The 24,962-nt window shown below is 60.5% G+C and carries 29 protein-coding genes and 1 pseudogene; 14 read left to right on the top strand and 16 right to left on the bottom strand.

Going from position 1 to position 24,962, the window contains the following annotated elements:
* Positions 1-590, top strand: a pseudogene (locus JQ600_RS23290) (polyphosphate kinase 2).
* A 42-nt stretch (positions 591-632) separates the two neighbouring features.
* On the opposite strand, the gene JQ600_RS23285 reads toward JQ600_RS23290, so the two are convergent.
* The 3 genes from JQ600_RS23285 to JQ600_RS23275 all read right to left on the bottom strand — a co-directional run bounded on the left by JQ600_RS23285 (position 633) and on the right by JQ600_RS23275 (position 3,227).
* Positions 633-1,067: a hypothetical protein gene (locus JQ600_RS23285; protein ID WP_212262862.1), complete on the bottom strand. Its 435-nt coding sequence runs from the start codon at positions 1,065-1,067 to the stop codon at positions 633-635.
* Positions 1,068-1,263: 196 nt separating this feature from the next.
* Positions 1,264-2,994, bottom strand: coding sequence for a SulP family inorganic anion transporter (locus JQ600_RS23280; RefSeq protein WP_212390609.1), 1,731 nt, complete (start codon positions 2,992-2,994; stop codon positions 1,264-1,266).
* Positions 2,991-3,227, bottom strand: coding sequence for a DUF1275 family protein (locus JQ600_RS23275; protein ID WP_212390608.1), 237 nt, complete (start codon positions 3,225-3,227; stop codon positions 2,991-2,993). The genes JQ600_RS23280 and JQ600_RS23275 overlap by 4 nt, the downstream gene beginning before the upstream one ends.
* A 187-nt stretch (positions 3,228-3,414) precedes the next feature.
* Between JQ600_RS23275 and JQ600_RS23270 the strand changes: the two genes are divergently transcribed.
* Positions 3,415-4,302 (top strand): S9 family peptidase, encoded by an 888-nt coding sequence (locus tag JQ600_RS23270; RefSeq protein WP_212390619.1) that lies wholly within the window; start codon positions 3,415-3,417, stop codon positions 4,300-4,302.
* Between the two features lie 97 nt (positions 4,303-4,399).
* Positions 4,400-4,957, top strand: a complete 558-nt coding sequence (locus tag JQ600_RS23265; protein WP_249136034.1) for an invasion associated locus B family protein — start codon at positions 4,400-4,402, stop codon at positions 4,955-4,957.
* A gap of 35 nt (positions 4,958-4,992) precedes the next feature.
* Here JQ600_RS23265 and JQ600_RS23260 read toward each other — a convergent pair whose 3' ends face one another.
* Positions 4,993-5,625, bottom strand: a complete 633-nt coding sequence (locus JQ600_RS23260; RefSeq protein WP_212465491.1) for a response regulator transcription factor — start codon at positions 5,623-5,625, stop codon at positions 4,993-4,995.
* A 377-nt stretch (positions 5,626-6,002) separates the two neighbouring features.
* Here JQ600_RS23260 and JQ600_RS23255 point away from each other — a divergent pair, with 377 nt between their 5' ends.
* On the top strand, positions 6,003-6,686 hold the full coding sequence (locus tag JQ600_RS23255) for a helix-turn-helix domain-containing protein (RefSeq protein WP_212262856.1): 684 nt from the start codon (positions 6,003-6,005) through the stop codon (positions 6,684-6,686).
* On the opposite strand, the gene JQ600_RS23250 is transcribed toward JQ600_RS23255, so the two are convergent.
* Positions 6,664-7,122, bottom strand: coding sequence for a potassium channel family protein (locus JQ600_RS23250; protein WP_212390606.1), 459 nt, complete (start codon positions 7,120-7,122; stop codon positions 6,664-6,666). The genes JQ600_RS23255 and JQ600_RS23250 overlap by 23 nt on opposite strands.
* A gap of 262 nt (positions 7,123-7,384) precedes the next feature.
* Between JQ600_RS23250 and JQ600_RS23245 the strand changes: the two genes are divergently transcribed.
* From JQ600_RS23245 to JQ600_RS23235, 3 genes are read left to right on the top strand one after another with little or no spacing between them, the layout of a single operon-like run.
* Positions 7,385-8,032, top strand: a complete 648-nt coding sequence (locus tag JQ600_RS23245) for a CoA transferase subunit A (protein WP_212262854.1) — start codon at positions 7,385-7,387, stop codon at positions 8,030-8,032.
* A 3-nt stretch (positions 8,033-8,035) separates the two neighbouring features.
* On the top strand, positions 8,036-8,686 hold the full coding sequence (locus JQ600_RS23240; protein WP_212262853.1) for a 3-oxoacid CoA-transferase subunit B: 651 nt from the start codon (positions 8,036-8,038) through the stop codon (positions 8,684-8,686).
* 13 nt (positions 8,687-8,699) lie between these two features.
* Positions 8,700-9,158 (top strand): MaoC family dehydratase, encoded by a 459-nt coding sequence (locus tag JQ600_RS23235; protein WP_212262852.1) that lies wholly within the window; start codon positions 8,700-8,702, stop codon positions 9,156-9,158.
* 28 nt (positions 9,159-9,186) lie between these two features.
* Here the strand turns inward: JQ600_RS23235 and fabI are convergent, their stop codons facing one another.
* From fabI to JQ600_RS23210, 5 genes are read right to left on the bottom strand one after another with little or no spacing between them, the layout of a single operon-like run.
* Positions 9,187-9,975, bottom strand: coding sequence for an enoyl-ACP reductase FabI (gene fabI, locus JQ600_RS23230; protein WP_212390605.1), 789 nt, complete (start codon positions 9,973-9,975; stop codon positions 9,187-9,189).
* A complete protein-coding gene (locus tag JQ600_RS23225) occupies positions 9,972-11,186 on the bottom strand; it encodes an acetate/propionate family kinase (protein WP_212390604.1) in 1,215 nt (404 codons plus the stop codon). The genes fabI and JQ600_RS23225 overlap by 4 nt, the downstream gene beginning before the upstream one ends.
* A gap of 5 nt (positions 11,187-11,191) precedes the next feature.
* Entirely contained in the window at positions 11,192-12,154 is a 963-nt protein-coding gene (locus JQ600_RS23220; protein ID WP_212262976.1) for a phosphate acetyltransferase, read from the bottom strand.
* Between the two features lie 38 nt (positions 12,155-12,192).
* Positions 12,193-14,421, bottom strand: a complete 2,229-nt coding sequence (locus JQ600_RS23215) for a DUF3141 domain-containing protein (RefSeq protein ID WP_212390603.1) — start codon at positions 14,419-14,421, stop codon at positions 12,193-12,195.
* A gap of 9 nt (positions 14,422-14,430) precedes the next feature.
* A complete protein-coding gene (locus JQ600_RS23210) occupies positions 14,431-15,579 on the bottom strand; it encodes an AI-2E family transporter (RefSeq protein ID WP_212390602.1) in 1,149 nt (382 codons plus the stop codon).
* 160 nt (positions 15,580-15,739) lie between these two features.
* Here JQ600_RS23210 and JQ600_RS23205 point away from each other — a divergent pair, with 160 nt between their 5' ends.
* On the top strand, positions 15,740-16,261 hold the full coding sequence (locus JQ600_RS23205; RefSeq protein WP_212262847.1) for a GNAT family N-acetyltransferase: 522 nt from the start codon (positions 15,740-15,742) through the stop codon (positions 16,259-16,261).
* Between the two features lie 123 nt (positions 16,262-16,384).
* Here JQ600_RS23205 and JQ600_RS36965 read toward each other — a convergent pair whose 3' ends face one another.
* Positions 16,385-16,660 carry a hypothetical protein gene (locus tag JQ600_RS36965; protein ID WP_249136033.1) on the bottom strand — a complete coding sequence of 92 codons (276 nt, stop codon included), beginning with the start codon at positions 16,658-16,660 and terminating at the stop codon, positions 16,385-16,387.
* Between the two features lie 73 nt (positions 16,661-16,733).
* The gene (gene cax / locus JQ600_RS23200; RefSeq protein ID WP_212262846.1) at positions 16,734-17,837 is read right to left on the bottom strand and encodes a calcium/proton exchanger; all 1,104 of its coding nucleotides are present in this window, start codon (positions 17,835-17,837) and stop codon (positions 16,734-16,736) included.
* Positions 17,838-18,111: 274 nt separating this feature from the next.
* Here cax and JQ600_RS23195 point away from each other — a divergent pair, with 274 nt between their 5' ends.
* The 4 genes from JQ600_RS23195 to JQ600_RS23180 all read left to right on the top strand — a co-directional run bounded on the left by JQ600_RS23195 (position 18,112) and on the right by JQ600_RS23180 (position 20,179).
* Positions 18,112-18,297 (top strand): hypothetical protein, encoded by a 186-nt coding sequence (locus tag JQ600_RS23195; RefSeq protein ID WP_212262845.1) that lies wholly within the window; start codon positions 18,112-18,114, stop codon positions 18,295-18,297.
* 452 nt (positions 18,298-18,749) lie between these two features.
* The gene (locus tag JQ600_RS23190; RefSeq protein ID WP_212262844.1) at positions 18,750-18,917 is read left to right on the top strand and encodes a hypothetical protein; all 168 of its coding nucleotides are present in this window, start codon (positions 18,750-18,752) and stop codon (positions 18,915-18,917) included.
* Between the two features lie 144 nt (positions 18,918-19,061).
* Positions 19,062-19,406 (top strand): hypothetical protein, encoded by a 345-nt coding sequence (locus JQ600_RS23185; RefSeq protein WP_212262843.1) that lies wholly within the window; start codon positions 19,062-19,064, stop codon positions 19,404-19,406.
* 467 nt (positions 19,407-19,873) lie between these two features.
* Positions 19,874-20,179, top strand: a complete 306-nt coding sequence (locus tag JQ600_RS23180; RefSeq protein ID WP_212390601.1) for a nuclear transport factor 2 family protein — start codon at positions 19,874-19,876, stop codon at positions 20,177-20,179.
* A 782-nt stretch (positions 20,180-20,961) separates the two neighbouring features.
* Here JQ600_RS23180 and JQ600_RS23175 read toward each other — a convergent pair.
* Positions 20,962-21,135, bottom strand: coding sequence for a hypothetical protein (locus JQ600_RS23175; RefSeq protein ID WP_212262841.1), 174 nt, complete (start codon positions 21,133-21,135; stop codon positions 20,962-20,964).
* A 304-nt stretch (positions 21,136-21,439) separates the two neighbouring features.
* Between JQ600_RS23175 and JQ600_RS23170 the strand changes: the two genes are divergently transcribed.
* Together JQ600_RS23170 and JQ600_RS23165 are read left to right on the top strand one after the other, a co-directional pair.
* Positions 21,440-21,757 carry an antibiotic biosynthesis monooxygenase gene (locus tag JQ600_RS23170; protein ID WP_212390600.1) on the top strand — a complete coding sequence of 106 codons (318 nt, stop codon included), beginning with the start codon at positions 21,440-21,442 and terminating at the stop codon, positions 21,755-21,757.
* 164 nt (positions 21,758-21,921) lie between these two features.
* Positions 21,922-22,119 carry a hypothetical protein gene (locus JQ600_RS23165; RefSeq protein WP_212262839.1) on the top strand — a complete coding sequence of 66 codons (198 nt, stop codon included), beginning with the start codon at positions 21,922-21,924 and terminating at the stop codon, positions 22,117-22,119.
* A 465-nt stretch (positions 22,120-22,584) separates the two neighbouring features.
* Here JQ600_RS23165 and JQ600_RS23160 read toward each other — a convergent pair whose 3' ends face one another.
* Genes JQ600_RS23160 through JQ600_RS23150 form a run of 3 tightly spaced genes read right to left on the bottom strand, consistent with a single transcriptional unit; the run spans position 22,585 to position 24,955 of the window.
* On the bottom strand, positions 22,585-23,196 hold the full coding sequence (locus JQ600_RS23160) for a pyridoxamine 5'-phosphate oxidase family protein (protein WP_212490111.1): 612 nt from the start codon (positions 23,194-23,196) through the stop codon (positions 22,585-22,587).
* Positions 23,197-23,210: 14 nt separating this feature from the next.
* Complete coding sequence (gene phnN, locus JQ600_RS23155) at positions 23,211-23,801, bottom strand: phosphonate metabolism protein/1,5-bisphosphokinase (PRPP-forming) PhnN (protein WP_212390598.1); 591 nt, start codon at positions 23,799-23,801, stop codon at positions 23,211-23,213.
* Positions 23,798-24,955 (bottom strand): alpha-D-ribose 1-methylphosphonate 5-triphosphate diphosphatase, encoded by a 1,158-nt coding sequence (locus tag JQ600_RS23150; RefSeq protein WP_212390597.1) that lies wholly within the window; start codon positions 24,953-24,955, stop codon positions 23,798-23,800. Before JQ600_RS23150 ends, phnN begins: the two co-directional genes overlap by 4 nt.
* Positions 24,956-24,962: the final 7 nt, after the last annotated feature.

The raw sequence follows: 24,962 nt of genomic DNA, 5'->3' as shown, positions 1-24,962 counted from the left end.
ATGAAACGCAAGGACTATGAAAAAGAACTGGGAAAGCTCCAGGTCGAGCTTCGCCATCTCCAGGAATGGGTGAAAGAAAACAAGCTTCGGGTCATTATCCTGTTCGAGGGCCGGGACGCCGCTGGCAAGGGCGGCACGATCAAGGCGATCACGGAAACGGTCAGTCCACGCGTGTTTCGCGTGGCCGCCTTGCCGGCGCCGTCGGATCGCGAGAAGACGCAACTGTTTCTTCAGCGCTACATGCAGCATTTTCCGGCTGCAGGCGAGATCGTGATCTTCGACCGCGGCTGGTACAACCGCGCCGGCACGAGCGATTCCTTTTGCTCTGTCCCCAGATGGAGAAGTACATCATCGAGGGCGGCGTCATCCTGATCAAGCTCTGACTCAAGGTCGGAATGGACGAGCAGGAGCGCCGCTTCAAGGCCAGAATTAACGATCCGCTGCGGCAATGGAAGCTGAGCCCGATGGATCTGATCCCGCACAAGCGCGTGCAAAAGGAAAACGTCAAACTGCCGAAGCGTTCCGGCAAAGGACGCTATGACGACCAGGCTGGCTCGAGCGAGATGACTTTCGTGGCAGAGCGCTACTGAACAGATTGGGCTGCGCAATTGCGCGGCCCGACCGGTTCGGCTCTATTTCAAACGTATCGTTACCCCGCCAACTGCAGCCGATACTTCGGCGCCGACCTTCGGGCCGCTCAGCTGCAGGATGACGCCGTTGGCATTCTGCAATTGAACACCTCCGGCGCCAGCCGCAACGGCGCCACCTGCTCCGACAGCGCCATACGAGCCTTCGATCGAAGCCGGTCCCTTCAGATTGAGGGCCCGTCCGACAAGCTTGGTGGTCGAGGCTCCGATGGTGAAGCCGACGCTCATGCCGGATACGGTGAACGGATAGCGCTTGCCTCGGAGCACGAGCACACCCTCGCCGCCTCCGACTCCGACGATGAACCCGCCTTTGGTGAAGACGACCGCGACCTGGCCGGTTTCAGCTCGGGATGGCGTACTGGTACCAGTCGCGCCCACGAGCAAGGCAACCAGGGCGACGCTTATGCCAAACTTTTTCATGCGTTTATTCCTCTGAAGTGTCACGCTCCGAAAGCCAGCAGCTTCGAACGGACCGAGAGGGAGAGAACGGATCGATCCGGTCTATACGGGACTGGCGTCGCTGGACATTTACCCACTGCCCGCCCACTCCCTTGATCCAAGTCAAGGGGCGCACTCCCTCGACTCGAACTCGCCAAGCTGCGACGAATGCCGCGCTTCACGGTCCAGGCGACCGTCCCTCACGGAGACCGGATCGTTCGCTGGCATTGCTCTCGCCCAGCACACTGTCGAGTGTGCGGAGCCATTCGCTGCTGTCCGTCTTCTCCGCCAGCCCTTCCGCCCGCAACAGGTCACGCAACTGCGCATGGGCACCGACGATGCAGAACGCTACGTGACGCGACGCCAGCTCGTCATGGAGATCGAGCAGCATCCGTGCCCCGGCCAGATCGATGTAGGGGGATGCCGAAAGATCGCAGGCAACCATCCTGACGTCAGACGATTTTCGCAGCGCCCTCAAAACCGTCTCCAGAATCGTCTCGGCATTGATGTAGAGCAGCGAGGCTTCAGGGCGGAACGCGATGACACCAACCAGCGGCTCCACACCCTCATGCCTGGCGCTGTCGGAATAGCGGCCCGATCCAGGAAGTCGCCCGAGAAACGCGATGTTGGGCTGCGACGCCCGCCCAAGCAGCAGGAAGATGGATGCAAGGGCGGCGAGCAGCACACCTTGGAGGATCCCGAGCAGCAGCACGGACACCAGCGCGATAACCGCGGCATAGAAGTCGATGCGGCTTACTGTCCACATGCGAAGCAGCGCGCGGATGTCGACCAGTCTGTAAACGGCAACAAAGACAATGCCAGCCAACACCGCCTTGGGAAGGTTGGTCAGCAATCCCGTAAAGAAAAGCAAGCAGAGTGCGAGGGCAGACGAGCAAAACACCAATGCCAGGGGCGTGCGCGCTCCCGCCGTGTCGTTGACGGCGGATTGCGACAATCCGCCGGCCACGGGATAGCCGTGGCCAAACGCAACCGCGAGGTTGGCGGCCCCCAGCCCCAGAAATTCCTGCCGGACATCAAGGTTGTATCCATGCTTTGCGGCAAAGCTCCGGGCCGCCGAAACACCTTCTATATAGGCCAGCAGCAGGCATCCGGCCGCTATTGGAAACAACTCCTGGAATTCCAGCATCCCGAAAGTGGGCACCTCGAAAGCCGGCAATCCTTCCGGGATGTTTCCGGTAACAGGTACGCCCAGTGCCGGAAGGGCGAACACGGTTGCCATCAGGATTGACAGCGCCACCACGGCGAGCCCGACCGGCCTGCCCGATAAAAACCGTTCACCGAGGAGCAGGAGCAGGATCGCTGCAACTCCAATTGCCAATACGAGCAGATTGGTGTCGCCGACCTGCCCTGCAAGCCTGATGGCCCGGTCGAAGAAGTTGTGGCCACCACCGGCCACGCCGAACAGGCTCGGCAACTGGCTCATGATGATTGTGAGTCCGGCCCCCGCCTTGAAGCCGACGAGAATGCTGTCGCTGACCAGACGGACGAGAATGCTGAGCTTGAAAAGCCAGGCGATCAGGCAAAGCAGCGCCACCGCGAATGCCGAAAGGCTCGCGATCTGTGCGAAGCGCATCGCGTCCCCTCCGGCGAGCGCCCCGACGCTGCCGGCGATCATGAGCGAGATTGCGGAGGTTGGGCCGACCGCAAGCTGGCGGGACGATCCAAGGAGAGCGTAGCCCAAGCCGCCAAGCATGTAGCCGTAAATGCCGACCTGGGGCGGCAACCCGGCAAGGCCCGCATAGGCCAGTGACACCGGGATCGCATAGGCGGCGAGCGTCACGCCGGCGATCGCATCATGGCGTAACCAAGCCCTCCTGTATTCAGCAAGCCAGGTCAACGGCGGAAAAATCCGTGTCCAGCCCGTTCGCGGAAACGAGCGCGACTTCATAGGCGCCCCTCATTGAGTGTCTCGCAGCGAAACAGGACGACCAGCAGCACCAGCACGGGCAGGCCAATCGCGAGGTCCGGGATAAGCTTCATTGCGTAGGCGCCGACAGCCGCCCCAATACCAAAAGCGACGCACAATGCTGCAAGGATGCCGGGGCGGTGAAGCGAGCCGAGTTGCCCGGAGACCACGGCGAACACTCCCTCAGTCGCCTGGCGCAGATTGCCGGTGATCATAGGCGACACCTCGAGCCCGACGCGAATTGATCTGGATCAAGCTTTCGACGAATTCCGGGATTCAAATTGATGCACGATCGATAGATGCGCCGGGGGAATGCGACCATGGACACTGTCAGGCAGGCCATCTCCAGCGTTGCCTCGTTGGTTAGATTTGCGCAGGTCGCCACATCGAGGGAGTCGTGACATGTGTCAGCAGAGCTTCCGGGGCCTCGCTACGTTACTGCTGCTTTTCGCAAATCTGATCACGCCATCGCGTGCGGACGATCAGGCCACGTCGCGCCCTATCCAGGAAGAGATCTGGGCGCTGCCGCTGCCGCTTCCGATGTTCGCCTACCTGGTGCGGCCGGTCGGCGATGGGCCGTTCCCGCTCGTGATCATGAACCATGGCGTTTCAATGACCCCGACCGGCCGCAGCTTTTTTCCTCTTGTGGAGTTTCGCGATGCCGCCAAGTGGTTTGCCAAACGCGGCTACCTCGTGGTGGCCCCCGTCGGCACCGGCTACGGCGCCGCGGCCATCGACATACCCGAGCATGGACTCTACGGCCCGTTCTTCTCGAAAGTCGGAAAGTGCAGCAATCCCAATTTCCGCGCTCCTGGCCTTGCGGTTGCGCAGGTTGACCTCTGGATCATCGACTACATGATCGCCGAGAAGCGCATCGTGCCGAACGGCGTCATTGTGGTCGGGCAATCCGCCGGCGGTTGGGCCTCGATCGCGCTTTCAAGCCTGAACCCGCCCCAGGTCAAGGCAATCATCACCTTCGCCGCCGGCCGTGGCGGACGTGTAGACGGCAAGCCGAACAACAATTGCGCGCCGGACAAACTGGTGGAAGTGACCGGTGAGTTCGGCCGCACATCGCGGGTGCCGATGCTGTGGATCTACATCGAGAACGATACCTTCTTCGGCCCTACCCTGTCCAAACGCATGCACGAGGCCTTTACCGCAGCTGGCGGCAAGGCCGAGTACCATTTGGTGCCGCCATTCGGTAACGATGGACATTTCTTTATCGGCTCTCACGATGCCATACCGATCTGGTCGCCGCTCGTGACGAAGTTTCTCGACGAACAGGGATAGGTAACGCCACGCTTGGAGGCCACCCATGTCACGCTCACATCGCATCGAACCGCACCGCGGAAGCAATTGTGCGATCCCCACCTTCGTGGCCCTATTGTTGGCTGCTGTCGCGAGCCTGGCATCTCACCGGCCTGCTGCGTCACAACCAGACCCGACCGCCGCGCCGAAACCTGCGGACACCGAAATTGCGCCCCGCGGGCAGCGAGAGGTAAAGGACATCGCTTATGGAGGCTGGAAAAAACTGTGCTTCAAGCCAGGCGGCGCAAAAATGATCTGTCGGATTTCGATTACCGGCACGTTCGCGACCGGCCAGGTGGCGGTCCGCGTCGATATCGTCGAGCGTGAAGGCGACGCCACTGCACGGCTGCAGGTGTTCTCCCCCGTCGGCATGTATCTGCCGACGCCGGTCAAGCTTACGATCGACCAAGGCGAGCCCCATCTCGTGCCTTATACCTGGTGCCTCACCAATGCCTGCATCGCGGGCAGCATGGCAGATCCAAAGATGGTCAAGGAAATGGCTTCGGGTCAGACGCTGCGACTAGAATTCGTGGATTCGAGCCTGTTGACGCTCTCCACGTCGCTGCCGCTTGGTCAGTTTGCGCCGGCCCATCAGGGAGCGCCAGCGCAGACGTTCGAACAGGACATCGACGAATGAGGCGACAATTGCGCCAGGATTTCGCTGCACGCCGGCTAGCTGCCTAAACTTTCGTTGCGACCGATAAGGCCGAGCCGTTCCGCGCTCGAGACCAGTTCCGCGAGCGAGTGCACCTGCATCTTTTCCATCACTTCATGACGATGCGCTTTCACCGTGCGCTCGGTCGTTCCCAGTTCCCTGGCAATTTCCTTGTTGATCTTGCCGCGCACGATCGAATCGAAGACCTGTCGCTCACGCGGCGTCAGTGTCGCAAGATGAGCAAGAGCCGTATCTAGCGCGCCTCGTTGGCTGCGTGCCAACTCATAGCGCGCCAAGGCGCGCTCGATCGCTGCGAGCAGTTGCTCTGATGATGCCGGCTTGGTCAGGAAATCCTCGGCGCCTGCCTTGATTGCCTGTACGATCGTCGGGGTGTCGGCATGGCCGGTGACGAAGACGATCGGCAGGATCGACCGGAGCTCGATGAGGCGGCTTTGCAACTCCAGCCCGTTCAGTCCGGGCAATTTCACGTCAAGCAGGATGCATCCGGGCTTTTCAGAAGCCGGCAGACGATCGAGCAGTTGTTGGGCCGATGCGTATGTTTCGACGTCATAGCCAGCAAATTTCAGCCGGCGTGCAATCGCTGTCCGAAACGAAGCATCGTCATCCACCACGTAAACAAGGCCAGGCAATGTCCCCTCCTAGCCGTCACTCGAACTGACATCTCGCTCCCACCTGAGGGGTTGGGGCCCACATCCATCGCGATCGTCTCCAGCGCATGCTGCATCCTTGCGGCGGCGAGCAATCGATCTGATCAAACACTACTGCCCAAAAACGTTGGCATAGCAGAACATTCAAACGCCAAGACCAGGGGACGGTATCCGTCCCGAGAGCTGTCTTCTCTGGCGCCGTATTATAGACCTGTCCTTTGGTACAATGAACCTTCAGACAATAGTAAAAAATGTTGCCTTCGCAGAAGATTAGCTACCCCAACGGAGCGCATACCTTCCCACAAAATATTCAGAAGGCCGACCACGCCCAATAACGGGTTACCGTACAGGAGTTGGTCATGTTTGTCCGTATCACGACCGATCCGACCCCCCGTCCCACCTCTCTCGGCGAACTCGGAATAACGAGTGATTCAAATCCAAAAGTAAGTTTAAACGAATTTACCTACAAGAAAGGTACCGAAATCTACGGGGAAACGGAGCCTGCGGACTACGTCTATCAGGTCAAGACGGGCGCAGTGCGAAGCTACAAGCTGCTTTCGGACGGCCGTCGCCAGATCGGCGCATTCCACCTCGTCGGCGACATCTTCGGACTGGAAAACGGAAACGAGCATCGGTTTACGGCAGAGGCGATCGTGAGCACCACGGTTCGCCTGATCAAACGGCGGAGCCTCGAGATGGTGGCGGAGAGCGATGCCATGGTCTCGCGGAACCTGCTCAGCATGACCACGGACAATCTGCAGCATGCGGAGAACCACATGCTGCTGCTCGGTCGCAAGACTTCTCTGGAGCGCGTCGCCGCCTTCCTGATCGAGATGGACCGACGACTTACGGCGGCAGGCGTCATGCCACTGCCGATGTCGCGGCGCGACATTGCCGACTATCTGGGGCTGACACTGGAAACGGTGTCTCGTGCACTATCGCGGCTGCATGAACACGGCATCATCGGATTCATCGGCAGCAATCAGCGCCAGATTGTCCTTCTGAATCGACGGCAGCTCGCTACCCTCGATCTGCAGAACTGAAACCGGGAGCGCCGATCGACGCGAAGCGCTCGAGCGTCTTGCGGAGCACCTCGAACAGAACCGCGGTTGACCAGCCGAACATCAGGATACCGTTCATTGCGGTCATCGGCCCGGTCAGTCGCCAGGCTTGTACAGGCGTGATATCTCCGTAACCGAGGGTGGTGTAATTTACGAAGGCGAAATAGAGCAGATCGCTGTCGGCAGGGGCCGCACCGACGAGCGAATAGGCTAGCGCCCAAACAAAGACCTCCAGCGTGTGCGCCACCATCAGGGCCGCCGCAGTTCCAACCATCACGGTCATCAAGTGCAATCTCGGCCGCTCGCGGTGCCGCAATCCCGCGGAGCGGGCAATGCCGACCGCACCGACTGTCACCAGCGCATGGATCATAATGTTGATCACGCTGACGACGAAGCCGATCAGGAATTGAAGCGCCATCGCTTTCTCTTGCTGGAGGGACCGGTAAGGGCCATCAAGCGCCTCTGCCGGCCTTGGAACTGACTTCAACTCTTTGAGGTAGAGACACCCGCCGCCTTGTGGCAGATTCGCCCGTTATGGGCGCAAGCGCTCAAAGGCGTCGACATTACCATTCCCTGCGCGGAATAGCGGAAAGCCTTGACGCAGATCAAAGATGTGGCGACGGCCCTCCTCATCATCGCTGCTACTTCCGCCCTTTCATTGATCGACTGGAGTTTCAATCATGAGGGCAGTTTCCGTCGAAGAAGCCGTTGCGATGATCCCGGCCGGGGCGAGCATCATGGTCGGCGGGTTCATGGGCGTCGGAACGCCGGAGCGCCTGCTTGACGAGGTCGTCAGGCAACAAAAGAGCCGTCTTTCGCTGATCAGCAACGACGCTGCGGTACCCGGCAAAGGCGTTGGCAAACTGTTCGATGCGACACTCGTCTCGCGCCTCACCGCAAGCCACATCGGCCTCAATCCGAAGGCGCAGCAGCAGATGCTGGCCGATCAGCTCGCCGTCGACCTCGTACCCCAAGGGACCTTCGTCGAACGCATTCGCGCGGGTGGTTGCGGTCTCGGAGGCGTACTCACGCCAACCGGCGTCGGCACCTCGGTGGCCGAAGGCAAGCGCCAGATCGAGGTAAACGGAACGACGTTTCTGCTCGAGACTGCGCTGCGGGCGCAATTTGCTTTGGTCCACGCCTTTCTGGCCGATTACCTCGGCAACCTCACCTACGCGCTGACCGCACGCAATTTCAACCCGGTGATGGCGATGGCGGCCGACACCGTGATCGTAACGGCGGAGCACATCGTGCCCGTGGGCGTCATCGCACCCGATCACGTCATGACCCCGGCGCCGCTCGTCGATTACCTGATTACAAACAGGTGAACCATGGATGCACAGACGATCATCGCCCGGCGCGTCGCGCGGGAGCTCCATACCGGCGATCTCGTGAACCTGGGGATCGGCATTCCAACGCTGGTCGCCAACTACGTTCCACCGGAGCTTACGGTGTTCTTTCAGTCGGAAAACGGATTGATCGGTACAGGACCGGTGCCGGAGCAAGGCATGGCTCATCCGCTTCTGACAGACGCGGGCGGACGCCCGATCAGCGCTCTGCCGGGTGCCAGCACCTTCGACAGCGCGATATCCTTCGGATTGATCCGCGGCGGCCATGTCGATGTGACGGTCCTCGGCGGCCTGCAGGTCGACGCGCATGGACATCTCGCCAACTGGATGATCCCCGGCAAGATGGTGCCGGGCATGGGCGGGGCAATGGACCTCGTCAGCGGCGCCAAGCGGGTTATCGTCGCCATGCAGCATGCTGCTAAGGGCAAATCGAAGATCGTCGCCAAATGTACCCTGCCGCTGACGTCGACAAGGCCGGTAAGTTTGGTCGTGACTGACATGGCCGTCATCGCCTTCCCGGAGGGTAAAGCGACCCTGCTGGAAACCGCGCCGAGTGTCAGCATCGCCGAGGTCATCGCCGTAACGGATGCCGAGCTCGTCATTCCCGATACGGTCCCCGAAATGAGGATCTGACAAGGTAACGAGCATGCGGATATTCAGCGACTTCAACGAGATCAAATCCGCTCTCGGCACCGAGATCGGCACAAGCGACTGGGTCGAAGTCTCGCAGCAACGTATCAACCAGTTCGCGGAAGCGACCTGCGACGAGCAGTGGATCCATATCGACCAGGCGCGCGCGAAGAAGGAGTTGCCAGGCGGCACCACCATCGCTCACGGACTGTTGTCGCTCGCGCTCGCGCCGCTCTTCATTCGATCGGTGATCGGGCTGAAAGGTCTGCGCAACACCCTGAACTACGGGGCGGACAGGATACGGTATCTTGCGCCGGTTCCGGCGGGTTCAAGGCTGCGCGGCCGCGTTACGGTCGCGGAAGCGGAAGACGTGCCGCCGGATGGCTTGCGCGTGAACTATCATCTCGTGATCGAGATCGAGGGCGGCAAGCGCCCCGCGTGCGTCGCCGAGCTGATCGCCCTGCACTATCGCTAGGCGGCGCGGCGGACCGCGTCAAACGCACTCAGTCGATGATGTGATAGCCGCCGTCGACATAATGCACGCCGCCCGTGATGAGTTTGGCGCCGTCGAGCGCCAGAAATGCGGTTGCGTTGCCGACGTCGTCGATACTGACGAGACTGCGCGCCGGCGCCTTCGATTGCGCCTTGTCCATCAGTTCGTCGAATTCGGGAATCCCCGACGCTGCGCGCGTGGCGAGCGGCCCGGGTGAAATCGCGTGAACGCGGATGCCCTTCGGGCCCAGCTCCGCGGCCATGTAGCGAACGGCTGCTTCGAGCGCCGCTTTCGCCACACCCATCACATTGTAGTTCTCCACCACCATCTGGCTGCCGTAATAGGTCATGGTGAACATGGTTCCACCATTCTTCATCAACGGTTCGGCCAGATGGGCCATTCGCATGAACGACCAGCACGAAACGTCCATCGTCTTGAGGAAGCCGTCGCGGCCGACGTCCACCACGCGTCCATGGAGCGCCTCCTTCGGAGAGAAGGCGATCGAGTGCAGCAGGAAATCGAGCTGGCCCCATTCCTTCCCGATCCGTTCGAACACCTGCTCCGTCTGGCCCTCGACCATGACATCCATTGGCATGAAGATCGGCGCCTCCAATGCCTGTGCGAGCGGCTCGACGTATTTTTTGGCACGCTCGTTCAGATAGGTCACGGCGAGATCAGCCCCGAGTGCACGAAAGGCCTTGGCGCACCCCCATGCGATCGATTGGTCGTTGGCGATGCCGACGATCAGGCCTTTCTTGCCCTTCAGGGCGACCTTGGAATCCGGGAATACGGGAATCATGACACCCTCTCATGCCTGGCGCTGGACGATGGCGTGTTCAACAGCAGCGACAATGTATGCTGCGCGATCATCAGCTCCTCGTCGGTCGGTATGACGTAGACCGGAATACGGCTGTCGGAACGGGATATCAGGCGCGCGTGGCGGGAATTCTCGGCCTCGTCGAGGGTCACCCCAAGCCACCTCAGTTGGTCGGCGATGCGTGCCCGGATAGCCACCGAGTTTTCCCCGATACCGGCGGTAAAGACGAAAGCGTCCAGCCCCTGCAACGCGGCCGCAAGCATGCCGGCGTTGAGGCCGATGCGATAAACGAAATAGTCGACCGCCAGTTTCGCCTTGGGATCCTCGCTAGCTTCCAGTTCACGCATATCGTTGCTGATGCCCGAGAGCCCCTTCAATCCGCAATCGCGGTAGAGGAAGTTCTGGACATTGGCGGCCGCCATTCCCTTTTCGGAGATCAGATAGAGCAGGACCCCAGGGTCGATTTGCCCCGGGCGCGTTCCCATGGGCAGCCCGTCGAGGGCGGTGAACCCCATGGTGCTCTCAATGCTGCGTCCCCCCTTCAGCGCACACATGGAGGCGCCGCTACCGAGATGGGCGACAATCACCCGCCCCTTTGCGATTGCGGGTGCGACTTGCGGCAAGGTCTTCGCGACATATTCGTATGAGAGACCGTGAAATCCGTAACGCCGCACGCCCTCGGCATGAAGCTGATGCGGAATTGCATAGTAGTCAGCCACGGCGTCGTGCGTGCGGTGAAACGCGGTGTCGAAACAGGCCACTTGCGGAAGAGCTGGAAAATTGGCCAGCAGCGACCGGATCGGGGCCAAATTATGCGGCTGATGAAGCGGGGCCAGCGCGACGAACCGCTCCAACCGGGCTACGACGCCGTGGTCAATCAGCACCGGCCGGTCAAAGTCCGGACCGCCATGAACGACGCGATGACCGACGGCCATCGGGCTAATGCGAAGTTCGTCGCGCAGCCATCCGCCTGCGATACCCATCGCGGCCGGAACATCCGGAACCGCTTCGATCGGATAGGCGCGGTCGGCCAATGGATCACTGTCCGCGCCACTCGCCCGCAAGCGAGGACGACTGCCAATGCCATCCATTTGGCCCTTGATCAGCCGCTTTAGCTTTCCCTCTCCCTCGACCGAAAAGATCTGGAACTTGACGCTCGAGGAGCCAGCATTGACGACGAGGATCGTATCCATGGCAATCACGCGGCAACATTTGGAGCACGCTGGCGCCTTGCATTTGCATAGAGAGCCGCAACCGCGCAGGACGCCATCCGCGCGCGCGCTGTGTCCGCACGCGACGTCAGAACGACGGGCACCCGGGCGCCGAGCACGATGCCGGCACTATCCGCCTTGGCGAAGTAGGCGAGATTCTTCGCCAGCATGTTGCCGGCTTCGAGGTCGGGAACGAGCAGGATCTGCGCCCGGCCGGCAACCTCGGATTTGATTCCCTTGATCCGTGCCGCTTCCACATCGATCGCATTGTCGAAGGCAAGTGGTCCGTCGAGCACGCCCCCGGTGATCTGCCCGCGATCCGCCATCTTGCAGAGCGCCGCTGCCTCGATCGTGGATGGAATCTTGGAGGTAACGGTTTCGACGGCGGACAGGATCGCCACACGAGGTGATTTGCCGAAGCCGGCTTGCGTATAGAGATCAATCGCGTTCTGGATGATGTCCCGCTTGGCATCGAGATCTGGAAAGATGTTGATGGCCGCGTCCGTTACAAAGAGCGTCTCGGCATAGGCCGGCACATCCATCACGAACACATGGCTGATCCGCCGGTCAGTCCGCAGGCCGTCCACCTTTGCCGTGACGCTACGCATCAACTCGTCGGTGTGCAGGCTGCCCTTCATCAGCATCTCGCCCTTGGCGGCATGGATGAGCTCAACACCCTTTGCAGCCGCGGCCTCGCTGTGCAGGGCATCGACGATCTCGAAGCCGGAAATATCGAGGCCGTATTTGCTGGCCGTATCCCTGATTTTTCCTTCAGGCCCGACCAACACCGGCCGGATAATGCCCGCCGCCGCGCTGTCGACGGCGCCGCGCAGCGAGGTTTCATCGCAGGGATGCACGACAATGGTCGGCGCCGGTGGCACCGCCTTGGCCGCGGCGATCAGACGGTCATACTTGCTCGGAGAGCGCGCTTTTCCTGAATCGGCTGGCATGGCTTTCATGATGTCGCTCCGGATCTTTCCAGTAAACGCTACGATGCCTTCGCCTTCGGATCGAAAGGGGCGCCCTTCGAAGCCTTATCCGAAAATTCGCCCGCATCGACGCCGAACAGTTTGGCAACACGCTTCAGACGCTTCGCGACCTCTCCCGATATTGCGGCACTCGCGGACAGCACTTCGCGAATCGCTGCGAAAGCCGCCTGGCGTGCTTTTGCATTGTCGGGCAAGAGCTTCGGTATCGCGGCCAGTGCTCCCTCCTGATCCAGCAGAAGCATGAAAAATTGCTCGCGGACCAGCATCTTGAACTCTGTCAGCGTTAGCCGCGCTCCGGAGTCGCTACGGCGAACGTTGCGCAATGCTTCTAGGCTCCGCTCGTCCACCATCCCCCTCGCCGACCCGACATACAGAAGACCGCGAATGGCCGCTTCGCGAAGGCCGCCTTCGCTGATTTTGGATTTCAGCTCGGCTATCCGCCTCTGGAGCATTTCACGGTGTGCTGCAGACATTTCCTGCCGGCGCGATGGGGCCGATTGCGGGTCGATTCCGACAGCCGCTTGCAACGCCGGCGAGCCGTAGACCGCAAGGAAGGTCGCCTCGCTGAGCGCCTCCTGCGAATCCCGCCAACTGTCCAGCGCATTGACGATCTGCTTGGAGATCTGCTCCTGAAAGGCAACGAAGGGATTGTCTGTCGAGACCTGCTTGCGATCCTCGCTCACCCGCTCCGCCAGCGACTTCACCATCGCCATGAACGGATTCCGGCTGCTGAAAGCTTCATACTGAAGCCGCAACGGATGCAGATTGCGCATCATCTCCGCTGCCTGAGGCTTCACCATGCCCTTGATCCAGGGCTGGAGGTACTTCTTGTAGGCCGTGAGATTGATTTCCGAAACGCGCTTGGCGGCGGCAAACCGCCGCTCATCCTCGGGAGAATTGCCGCCCATGGCACGGATGTCGTCGAGCGTCCGCGCCTCGCAGCGCATCACCCACTGGCCGGCGGCGAGGTCGGCATTCGTCGTATCGGTGCCCTTGGCCTCGAAAGTTGCTTCGTAGAGACCGGGCGGCAGGACATCGATCAGATCGATATTGCTGGAAAATTCAGCGTGTTCCTTTTTGGCAATGCCGCCGGAAACGAAAATGCCGAGATGGCCGACACTCTCGTGAACCGTGTAGACAATCGTCTGACCGTAGGCCCTGATTTCGTCGACGTCTGCATAGAGATCGAGGATCCAATCCAATGCCTGTTGCGGCGGGGTAATATTGTCCCCCTTTGAGCAAAATACCACGATCGGTGATCTGATATTGCGCAAATCGACCGGCTGACCGTCAGACGTCGTGATCCGACCGGCGGCGAGATTATTGCCGACGAACAGTTCATCGACGATGAACTGGATTTCCTCGGCGTTCAGATTGACGTGCCCGCCCCACCAGCGTTCGAATTCGAGATATCGGTCGGCCTCGCTATCCACCTTTGAATAGACGTTGTACTGCTTGGTCCAAAGCGTGTTCGAAGGATTTTGACTCTCGAAGTTTTGCACGAGCCAGGCGCCGTCGAATTTGCCGGCTCCGAGATCGCTCGTCAGCGCGGTTAGCCAGCTTCCTCCGAGCAGGCCACCCGAATAGCGCATCGGGTTTTTGCCATGCACGCCTGCCCAATAGGCAAGCGGCGCGCCTGCAATGATGATGGGTCCGAACAGTTCCGGCCGCAGCGACGCCAGGATCATGACGGCCCAGCCGGCCTGGCAGTTTCCGATCACGCAAGGCTTGCCGTCGGCCTGCGGATGGCGGCTGATGACCGTCTCGATGAACACGGCTTCGGCGCGCGCGATGCGCTCGATTGTTTGTCCAGGCATCGGCTCGGGCAGGAATCCGATGAAATAGCAGGGATGACCCGCTTTCATCGCAACGCCGATTTCGCTGTCCGCCTTGAATCCCCCGATTCCCGGGCCATGCCCGGCGCGGGGATCGACCACGATGAACGGTCGCCGGTCGAGATCTATTTCGACGCCTTTGGGCGGAATGATGCGCACGAGCGCATAATTCACCGGTTCATCCAGCTTGCGGCCGTCGGTGATCAGTTCGGCGGAGTATTGCAGGACATGCGGTGCCGTTTGCGCGACGTGTTCCCGATACTGATCGCCGCGTTGACGCAGGACGTCCAGGAACAGGACGCTGCGCTGGCCAGCGTCCATCATGTACTCTACAGCCGAAGCGACTAGCCCTGACATCGGACCGCCCGGCAACGTTGCTTTGTCCATCGCCATGTTTCAACCTCACTTGTCGGGAAGTTCACTCAACGAGCCTCGCGGCATCGAACGTTGATTTATGTCAACGTTCGAAAGTCGATCCGGCAATGTCGCGTCGGTACGATCGATGCGTATCCAGGCGACCGTCAATTCCCAGGACACGGAGAGAATGATCGGTCCGATAAAGAGACCAACAATTCCATGCGCGAGCGTTCCTCCTATCACCCCGACGAGGATGACGACCGTCGGCGTCGTCAGGCCGCGCGCCATCAAGAGCGGTTTCAAGATGTTGTCGAGTATGCCGACGATGCCCAGGAACACCGTCATCAGAACCGCTGTGGTAAAGTCCTTGTCGATCCAGATCCAGACGATCACGGGAACCAGGACGATCGCCGCGCCGATCTGCACGATAGTCAGGATCATAACCACGAAGGCCAGCAGGCCGGCGCCGGGAATGCCTGCCAGCTTGAAGCCAATGCCCGCCAGAAGGGACTGGATGATCGCGACGCCGATGACGCCCTGGGATACCGCGCGTATGGTCGTACCCGCCAGTTCCAGAAAATGTTCGCTCTGTTCGGGCACGATGCGATGGAGAAAGCCCCTGCCCGCCCCTACTAGCTGCGAGCCGTAGGGAAAGAGAAAGCCGGCCAGCGCCACAGACAGGAGAAACTTGAACGTTCCCACGCCGGCATTGCCCGCGAGGCCGAGCATGGTGCCAGCCAACGGCTTCAGATGGGGCACCACCTCGCGCAGGACCGCTCGAATGTTGTCGGACGCTTGGTTCCAGAGCTCGAAAAGCTGAGGACCGATGAGCGGCCAATTCTTGACGCCGTCCGGCGGAGATGGAACCGCCAGGTTACCAGCGCTCAGATTTGCGGCGAAATCCTTCACTCCCTCCACTGCACTCAAGCCAAGCCAGGTCGCCGGCCCGATGACGATGGCGAGATTGATGACGGTGAGAATTGCCGCTGCGAGCCTCGGACGACCGCCGAGAAGCCTGGAAAGGAGATTAAAGACAGGATAGAGCGCGACGGCGAGTACGATGCTCCAGGCCAGGATCGGCACAAAGGGACGGATGAGAACGAACGTCCAGTAGACCAGGAAAGCGAGCAATCCGAGCCGGATCGCAAGCTGGATGAGGTCCTCTCCGGACCGGAGCTGGCGAAAGGTTTTCAAGGACGCGCCCTCATCTGGGAGTGGGCATGCTGTCGTCAAGCTACCGGCCGCTTTTCGCGCTGAAGTCTTGATCCAAATCAAACGACCGCAATCCGGGCCCGGGCTTCATCGGCGGACGTCGATCGAGACGGCAGCCTTGTTCGCCAGCACATGAGGCCCGATGTCTGAGCCGATCAACTACACCGGACGCGAGCTGCTGCGCGACGGCAGCCAAGTCGAAATCCGCGCGCTCCGGCGGGAGGACGAAGCAGACATGCTCGCTGCGATCGAAAAGACCAGCGCGCAATCATTGCAGCGCCGCTTCTTCGTCATGAAGCGCCACTTCTCGGAGAAGGAGCGCGCCTTCTTCATGGACGTCGATTTCAAGAATCATGTCGCGATTGTCGCGATCACAGAGGAAGCCAGTCGCAAGGTGATTGCCGGAGGCGGCCGTTACATTGTCTTCGAGCCCGGGCGGGCCGAGATGGCATTTGTCGTCGTCGATACCTGGCAAGGCCGAGGCATCGGCTCGATCCTGATGCGTCATCTCGTCAAGTTCGCGCGCGATGCCGGGCTGCAAGAATTAACGGCAGAAGTTCTGCCCGAAAACGCAGCGATGATAAAGGTATTCGGAAAGTTCGGCTTCAGGCCCGCCGCGCGCCGAGACCCGCAGACACTCCATCTGGTACTGAAGCTCGGTTAGAAACACTTTCAGCGCGACAATAACTGCCCCGTCCGGACCTGAACCTGCACGGGGCGCGTGGAGCGCACTGCGGTGTCGAGAGGTCGCGGAAGACACGGCGCGTTCGTTCACGACGGTTCAGGCCTACCTCAAGCCCAAGGGCGAGCGCCGGTAGCTGCTATTCCGGGCCTCATTCCTGCATACGAAGCTGCCGGTATATCCCGACGCGTAACGCCTCTGGCCCTTGAGGTAATAGCGTCCTGTTCTGAAATCGAGCCAGACGATCATGTCCCCGGGACAATGGCGTTGCGCCTGGGATTCATAGCGGAACGGCGTAAGGCTCTGCGCGATCGCGCTATGAGACGTGCACGAGATAATGGCTAGAAACGCAGTGAAGCAGCTGTAGGAGCCTAGTCGCATGTCGCGCCTATTTCGTTGCCCTCAAACCGGTACACTGCGGCGCTCATTCCTACAGGATCGAACACTCCTTACATTACGCCAGTCCGTGCGATCCGGGCGGAACCATATAGAGTGTCATGGCAAATATTGCGTAGATGAATATCAACAGAGCGCCGATGAACCATGCCGAACGACCGCTGTTCGTAACGAAGGTCGCCGTCACGGTCGCGATCATCACCATGGTCACGGCACCGGGCCAAAATTGCAGATCCATTGGTTTGGGCCCGACGACGTAACTCAGGAGCACCAGCACCGGTGCTACAAACAGCGCGATCTGGGACGCGCTTCCGAGCGCGATGCTAACGCTCATATCCAGGCGGTTCTTGCGCGCCGCGGAAAAGGCCACGGCCATTTCAGCTGCAGCACCGACCAGGGCGACGATGATGAACCCGACGAAAGCCGGGCTCATCCCCAGTGTCGTCGCCGCGTGCTGCACCGACTCAACGAAAATTTCACTTACCAGCGCCACCAACACGGTAACAGCGAGGAGTGTTCCGACCGCTAGGTTGATCGGCCACTTTGTTTCCCCCGCCTCGCCGTGATCCTCGCTCGCAAAGAGTTCCTTGTGGGTCTTTAGCGAGAAAAGCAAGCTCAATCCGTAAGCCACGATGAGCAGGATGGCCAGGGCGGCGCTGAAATTCTGAGCCATCACCTCGCCGCGCGCCAAATCGAGTTCGGAGACCGCTGCCGGAGCAAGGAGCGCAATGGTCGCCATCAACAGCAAGGCCGAATGCATCCTGCCTCCTGCACGATTGTACTCCTGAACATGATACCTGAGGCCACCCAACATAAAGGAGGCTCCCAGCATGAAAAGCGAGTTGGTGACGATAGCGCCGGCAATCGACGCCTTCACCAGCATGTACTCTCCGGCTCGCAGCGCAGTGACAGCGATAATCAACTCGGTCAAGTTTCCAAGCGTTGCATTCAACAACCCACCGACTGCGTCACCCGTCTTTTCGGAGACGGCTTCGGTTGCATGACTAAGAAGGGCAGCAAGCGGAACGATTGCGAGAACTGCGAGCACAAACAGGAGCGTATGGGCGGTCGGCACAACCTTGGCTGCGATCAGCACGGCGGGCACAAATATCAGCATCCACAGCAACGGAGTCTCTCGGATCTCCCTTAGCAGAGAGTTCATGGTGTTGGCCGCTCCTCGGAATAGGGCCGTCCGGTTGCCTTCCGGATCCTCTCCTGCTGGTGATCCCGGCGGGCATCGGGGCGTAAGAAAACTCGTCGCCGCACATTCTTGTTGATCTAGATCAACGGACGCCTGCGCAGTATCTGAAGCACTGGGAGCAAGCTTCGCGATCGCCAAGACTAATTCGGGTCGCCGCGTCAGTTCTGACGGTAGCCGGCGCCGCTACGAGGTTGTATGGGGGCCGAACGTGTCTCGCTCGGATATGAGGTTTGCCATGGCCGAAACACCGAAACTCTCTGTTGAGAAAGCACTGGAAAAACTGCGCGCCGCCGATGCGCCGAAATCCAAGAACGCGCGACGCACTGAGGAAATGGACGCTCTCGACGACGAGATTAAGCGCATGCGAGCGCAAAGACTTCGCCTGGATCGGCACCCGCGACGTTCGACCAAGAGTGATTGAAACTGCCATTGATTTACACCGACGGTTGCCCACAGCTCCTCGATCAGCCGCTTCGTCTGAGCGCCGCGCAAATTCCGCTGGCACCCGGTGTTTCTTCTGAACGATGCGGGCGCCTCGATTGGCACCGCATTGCGCTGACGATCTTTGTGGGTTTGGTTCGGTACATTTGTCGCGGCTGAACGCGGCTGAAATCGCCGTTGTCCTTTACTGCGGCGGATAGTGACGGGCACGTGGCGACCTGATGCCTGTCGAAGGAAAATCCCGACGCCGGTCCCGCGGCCGATAACCGCTACACTGGCTTGGGGTCACTCCGGTCCAGCGCTTGCAGGCGTGCGTGAACGCGCTGATCTCAGGGCAGGCCAAGGGGAGCCATTGCATTCTCCACGCTTGAGCACAGCATGGTACGCTGCGGTCCCCGTCGCTTAAGACCACGGTTCCTTCCCGATATCGAAATGGCTTTCCGCGAGGGTGGCTCGCCCGTCTATCTGATCGCCAGCCCCACACTTTCAGTCGTAATCGGGATGCCGGCATGGCGCGCCGCACTTGACAGCGCCGGCCTCACCCCGGAAGCGAACCAGATCGCGCTGGCAGATAAAGCCGGAGCGCCGCGCCGCCCTTGACCCGCCGCTTGCGTTCCAGCCCCGCCAGCACCCGACATCTCGCCCCATGAATTTAGGCAAAAGTTCCGTTGATCTACATCAATGCCCCACACTGACAGCGCAGCAATTTCCTGTCCGGCAGGGTTTGTAGAAAGAGGTTCAGCCATGCTTCGCTATATTCTTGCTGCTTTTGCGGCACTTGTTCTGCTCACCGCCAGTTTGATCCCAGACGATGCCTACGCCCGTGGTCGCGGCGGTGGCGCTTATCGCGGTGGTGGCGGATTTCACGGTGGTGGCTACCGCGGCGGCGCGGTCGCAGTTCGAGGCGCTCGGGGTGGCGCTGTCGCAGTGCGCGGCGGTCGCTACGGTTATGGCGGCTACGGGTATCGTCGGGGCTACGGTGCGGCAGCGGTCGGCGCGGCTGCTGTTGGCGCTGCGGCGGCAGGGGCCTATTACGGCGGCGGCTGCGGCTACGATACCTACGGCAACTGGGTTTGCCCGCGCTACTAATCCGTGTTGAGGCGGCCGTGCGCCGGTGGCACGGCGCTCGGCTGCCAGCGTCAAGTCAGGCACACATCCGAGACCCTGCCCATGACGGCGGCCGTTTAGTGCACTGGACGTCATGAGCGGATGCATCCGGCGATGAGCCGCTATTTTTAAGTCGCCGGCTGCGGCTTTAGCGGCCTGCGAACAATAGGACAGCAACCAGCCCGACGTTTATCAGGCCAAGGGCGATGATGCCTGCGCGATAGAGGAATTCGATTGCCATGGCACGGTGCTCTCACGGGGCATTGTTCGCGAATTCAACACGATATACCCGCTTGCATCCCTTGGCATGTGCAGTTTGTGCCATTCGCGGTTGAGGCAAAGCAACAAAAAGTCGGCGCACGTTAACAAGCGAGTTTCGCGTAATTTTGCTCATATCTGCGCGCGCTTCGAGCGCGCAATGATAGCCGTGCGGGCGTGGATATGGGACGATGTCTTCCGTTGATCTGATAGCAATCGCGATTGATTGGCTCGATGCCTATCGTGCAGGCGACCTTTTAATTGTTGATTGTTATGCCGATGATGCTTCCCTGCAATGCGACTGTGGGGGCAAGAAAGAATTGCGCTGCACGCGCGCTATCACTGCGTACTGGCATCAACGGTTCGTTGAAACGCGTGCCGGCGATCTCATCGATTTGCAATGGGACGGCAGCGATGTTGTCCTGCACTTCCGCGCGTCGGATGAGATTTTGCAAGCGGGTTCTTACGTTCAATCCCGACGGGTCGCTTCGGCGTAGTCGGTGCGCTCTGTTCAACAACTAGGTCGCAGCCACCGGGACTGAAAACCCGTGAAGGATTATCAAGCCTCGCTCGAAAAACTTCGTAGGGACGCAGCCGAAGCGGCATTGATCCGCGATCATGCCACCCAAAAAACGAAGCGCGATACGTTTGACCGGCTGCATCGGTAATTGCCAAGCTCATTCCGATGATGACCCAATCTATCACTTAAAGTCCGGTTCCCGACAGAGCAAACTAGGGCGACTTTGAAGCAGCCGGCGGCGGCGGTTGCCGGCCGTCTGACGGCAAAAGGCGTTGCGGCTCTTTTTCCTTCGGCACGAAGGTTGACGACCCGAGCGTGGCGGCGCGGCGGTGGATTGCTGTGGACAACCGGCCTTCGCCTGTAACTTTGTCGCCCGGGGCAAGACTTGTTGCCCAATTACGCCTCACGAAACCGGCGCTCCGTACCCTACCCTTTGTGGAAAGGGGGCGTCATGGAGTTATTTCGAGCTGAGAAGATCGCCACTGCTCGGGATCAATCAAACCATGACTGCCGCTTCTGCGCAGGGAAACTCACTCTTCTCAAGACGATCATGGAATCTGAAAGCGGAGTTGTCACTCATATGTTTGAATGCAAGCAGTGCGGAGAGCGCATTTGGACCGAATAGGCCGGCAGGAACGGCCACATAGCTAACAACCCGGCAACCCACAGGCGCCCCTCGGAAACGATAACATCCACATTTTGCGCCGATGACAACTTTTAGACGCTTAGCAGCGCAGGCGTATGGCTGATCAATCGGAATTAACCGAAGTTGCGAAATCCCCACATCAGGATTCCCAATGTCACCACGAGAATGCACAGGCTGCCGACGGCGACCATGAGGACGACCTCCCAACCAGAGAGGCCTGCCTTTTTGGCTTTGACAGCCCCGACGCCCAGCAAGACAAACAACAGTGGGGCGACCAGCAGTGTCATTTGCGCTTCTTCGGCGCCTGAACCGGCAGATCGAGCACGCCAAACAATGCGAGCAGCAGGGCAACTTCTTCCTTTGAACCAACTTTAATCATCGTCATCATCTCCTGTTCGAGGGTTAGTCGAACCGAGATTTCGAGGGGTTCATGGCGATTTCGTTTCGCGATTGTTTCAAGCTTGTTTCGTCCGGCAGAATTCTTAACAACCGGTTCAGGTGCCCAGATGCCAGGCCCCCAACAGGGACGAATCCCGTTTGGGTTGTTGGAACGGTTTTTCCGGAAGCGGGTTTTCCGACCGGAGGCGCAACATGACCAAACCCCAGATCGCCCGCATTTGGCGCGGCAGGACCAATCCAGACGTGGCAGACGCGTACGAGGCCTATAATTACGAGGTCGGCATCAAGCCGCTGATCGAGAAGGCCCTTGCCGTCCAGACGTTCAGGGAGGACAGACAAAACGAGACCGAGTTTGTCACCATCTCGTATTGGGAAAGCCTGGAATCGATGAGCAGGTTCACGGGCGGAGACCCATCCAGGATCCATCATCTGGAGCGCGACAAGGATTTTCTGATGGAGCTTCCGAAGTCCGTTCAGATTCTGAAGATACGGCATAGCCACGGAATCTAGCGCCCGTCCGGCCGACCCATTCAGAACACTCAACCGGGCAAGAACCCGTGAAAGAAGCCACCGCTCCGGCGGCCTCTTTCGTTTCGTGATTTACGTCACATCTCCGTTGATTGTGGTCCGCCATGATCGGAGCCTGCGAGACATTGCAAAAATGGTGCGAGACAATGGACAGCGAAAATCGCGAACTGAGCGTTGAGGAACTTGGGTCCGTTGCGGGTGGCGGGCTTGTGGACAATGTCTTGCCCGAAGCCGAGGCGAGCACGGCCGAGTTTCTGAAGAGATTTGCCGAGGCCTCGCTGCGGTTCAATGCTTTCATCAACAGCCCCACAAGTCAGGGCCCCGCGGTAACGAATCAAGGGTAGTACCGGCTACGAAAATGGGCTCACCGGCAGGGCCGGCGAGCCCAGAACAACCACGCTACGCGCTGGCTGGTCGAATCAGATTAGCATTTTTGCCCGTTTGAAAGCCGGCACTGGCCGCTACCGGGCTGGCTCTTTGGGTCTGAGGCCTTCTGGGCCTGCGCAAGCGATCCCCCGACGAAAACAGCGAGCGCGAACGCAATTGCAACGATAGCTGAAAAACGGATCATCAAAACCTCCCTATTGGAAATGCCATCCCCGCCCCTTCGGAGACTGGCGACCCGAAGTGTCACGATAATCGTGAGGCCGGTCAAGCCGGGCGGCATCCCCCAAATAGATGAGGATAGCGGCCCATGCCCCCGTGCAACGCAGCAACGCATCTGCGGAAATCAGCGAAGAGAAACCGACCTGCCGGAGTAGAGGCGCAGCTGTTAAACCGGAAAGCGAACGGCGCTTCCGAACCGGCCGTCACCACATCGTCTGACGCGCGCGCTCCGGCCATTCGCGGTCGTATTTCTCGCCGCCCACGGTGTTGTCGCTCATCTCGGCCAGAATATCGCCTGGTGTCGGCAAGGTCTTCGGATCGACGCGCTTGTCGGGATTCCAGAGATCGGCGCGGACGATGGCGCGAGCGCACTGGAAATAGATATCGTCCACCGTCATGACGATCACGGTGCGCGGCGCCTTGCGGTCCATCTTGAACGACGCCAGCAGCTCGGGCTCGGCGGAAACATGCGCGCGGCCGTTGACGCGCAGCGTGCTGCCCGAGCCCGGGATCAGGAACAGCAGCGCCACCCGTGGGTCTCGCACGATATTGCGCAGGGAATCGCAGCGGTTGTTGCCGCGGCGATCCGGCATCATCAGTGTCTTTTCATCATGGAAGCGCACGAAGCCGGGCAGATCGCCGCGGGGCGAACAATCCAGCCCCTCCGGTCCGCAGGTCGCCAGCGCCACGAAGGGCGACTGATCCATCAGCGCCCGATAGGACGCCGTCACGCGGTCCGCGACCTTGACCGTCGAGGCCTCACCGGGAAACCCATAGATCGCTTCGAGTTGCTCGATCGTCGTGATGACAGACATTTGCGTCCCCCCGTTTACTCGTCCCACTTCTCGCCTTTGATCGCCCGCACCAGCTGACGCGCGTGAAACTCGGCGCTGCCGGTGTTGACGATGGTGACGTCAGGCGCGGCCTCGTCCACCGTCCGACTAAGCCGGTGCTCGATCTTGCCGTCACTGCCGCGGGCGCGCATCGCCAGGCGTTCCGCAAGAACGTTCGGCGGCGCGGTGATCGAGATCACCGTGACGTCGGCATAGGCCTGGCGCATCGCTGGAATGATGGTGCGCGAAACATTGGCGACAACAGCGTGCCCGGCGCGGATTTCGTCGTCGATGGCCCGCGATATCGCATAGCGGTGGCCGTGCGCTTCCCAGTGCATGGCGTACTCGTCACGCGCCAGCGCCGCTTCAAAAGTGCCGGCGCTGACCTCTTCATTGTCCTCGGAGGCCGAGGCCTGCCGCGTGATCACGCGCCGCGGGAATGCGATGCTGCCGTCATCGGCGCAGGCTGCTTTCGCCAGCCCAAGCAGCGTATCCTTGCCGGCGCCGCTCGGCCCGACCACCAGAATGAGCCGGCCCGGACCGATCGCGTCCGAATGGCCTGTTGATGTGGTGAGAGTGTCGGTCATGCCACACGCTGCCCTTCCCGCCAGACGCTGCGCACCACCGGGATGTCGCGCGCCACATGCACCCGGATCAAATCGGCGCGCTTGCCTACCGCGATTTCGCCGCGGTCCGAAAGCCCCACGGCCTCGGCCGGCGTCTTGGTGACGGTGCGTACGGCAGAAGCAAGATCAATGGCGGGAACATGCCGCGGCAATTGCAGGGCGGCCATCAACAGGCTCGAGGGAATGTAGTCGGACGACAGGATGTCCAGCAGCCCCTCGCGGGCGAGATCGACGGCGGCGATGTTGCCGGAATGCGAGCCGCCGCGCACCACGTTCGGCGCGCCCATCAGGATGCCGATGCCGGCCTGGTGCAGGCCGCGCGCGGCTTCCATCGTGGTCGGAAACTCGGCCACGGCGACGCGGTCGCGCACAGCGTCGATGACATTTTCCTCTGTCGTGTCGTCATGGCTGGCGAGCGGTATCGCGTATTGATGCGCCAGGGCCACGATTTCGCGCATATTGGCCGCGGCATAGGTCTTCTGATAGGCAAAGCGCCGCTCGAACAGCACGTCGAGCTCGGCATCCGTCATGCCGCCGCCCTTGCCGCGATAATAGTCCCGCAGCTTCACTTCGTCGCGGAACTGGCGCTGTCCCGGCGTGTGGTCCATCAACGACATCAGCCGGATGTCCGGCCGGTCGATCAGTTCCTTGGCTTCCTCGACGACGCTCGGCATCGGGATTTCGCAGCGCAGATGCAGGAAGTGATCGGCACGCAGCAGATTTTCCTCACGCGCCGTCGTGATCGCCTTCGCGAGTATGCCTGCCCTGCCATCGACCTCCTCGGCGCCGTCCTCGCGCCAGACCCGCAGCGAATCCAAGACTGTCGTGATGCCCGAGGTGGCAAGCTGTCCGTCATAGGAGACGACCGCGGCGATCGGATCCCAGAACACTTTTGGCCGCGGCACGTAGTGCGCTTCGAGATGGTCGGTGTGCAGCTCAATCAGGCCGGGCATGATGAGGTCGCCGGCGGCGTCCACAGCTCGCCCGGGGGCATCGCCTTCGCCGAATTCGGCGATGCGGCCATCGGCAATGGCGACCCAGCCGCGCGCGATCACGCGATCGGCGAGGATGATGCCGGCATTGCCCAAAATGGTTTCGTGCTTCGTTGCGCTCATCTCACTT

Source organism: Bradyrhizobium sp. AUGA SZCCT0176 (assembly GCF_018130145.1).
GTDB lineage: Bacteria > Pseudomonadota > Alphaproteobacteria > Rhizobiales > Xanthobacteraceae > Bradyrhizobium.
This window is presented reverse-complemented; position numbering and strand designations above follow the sequence as displayed.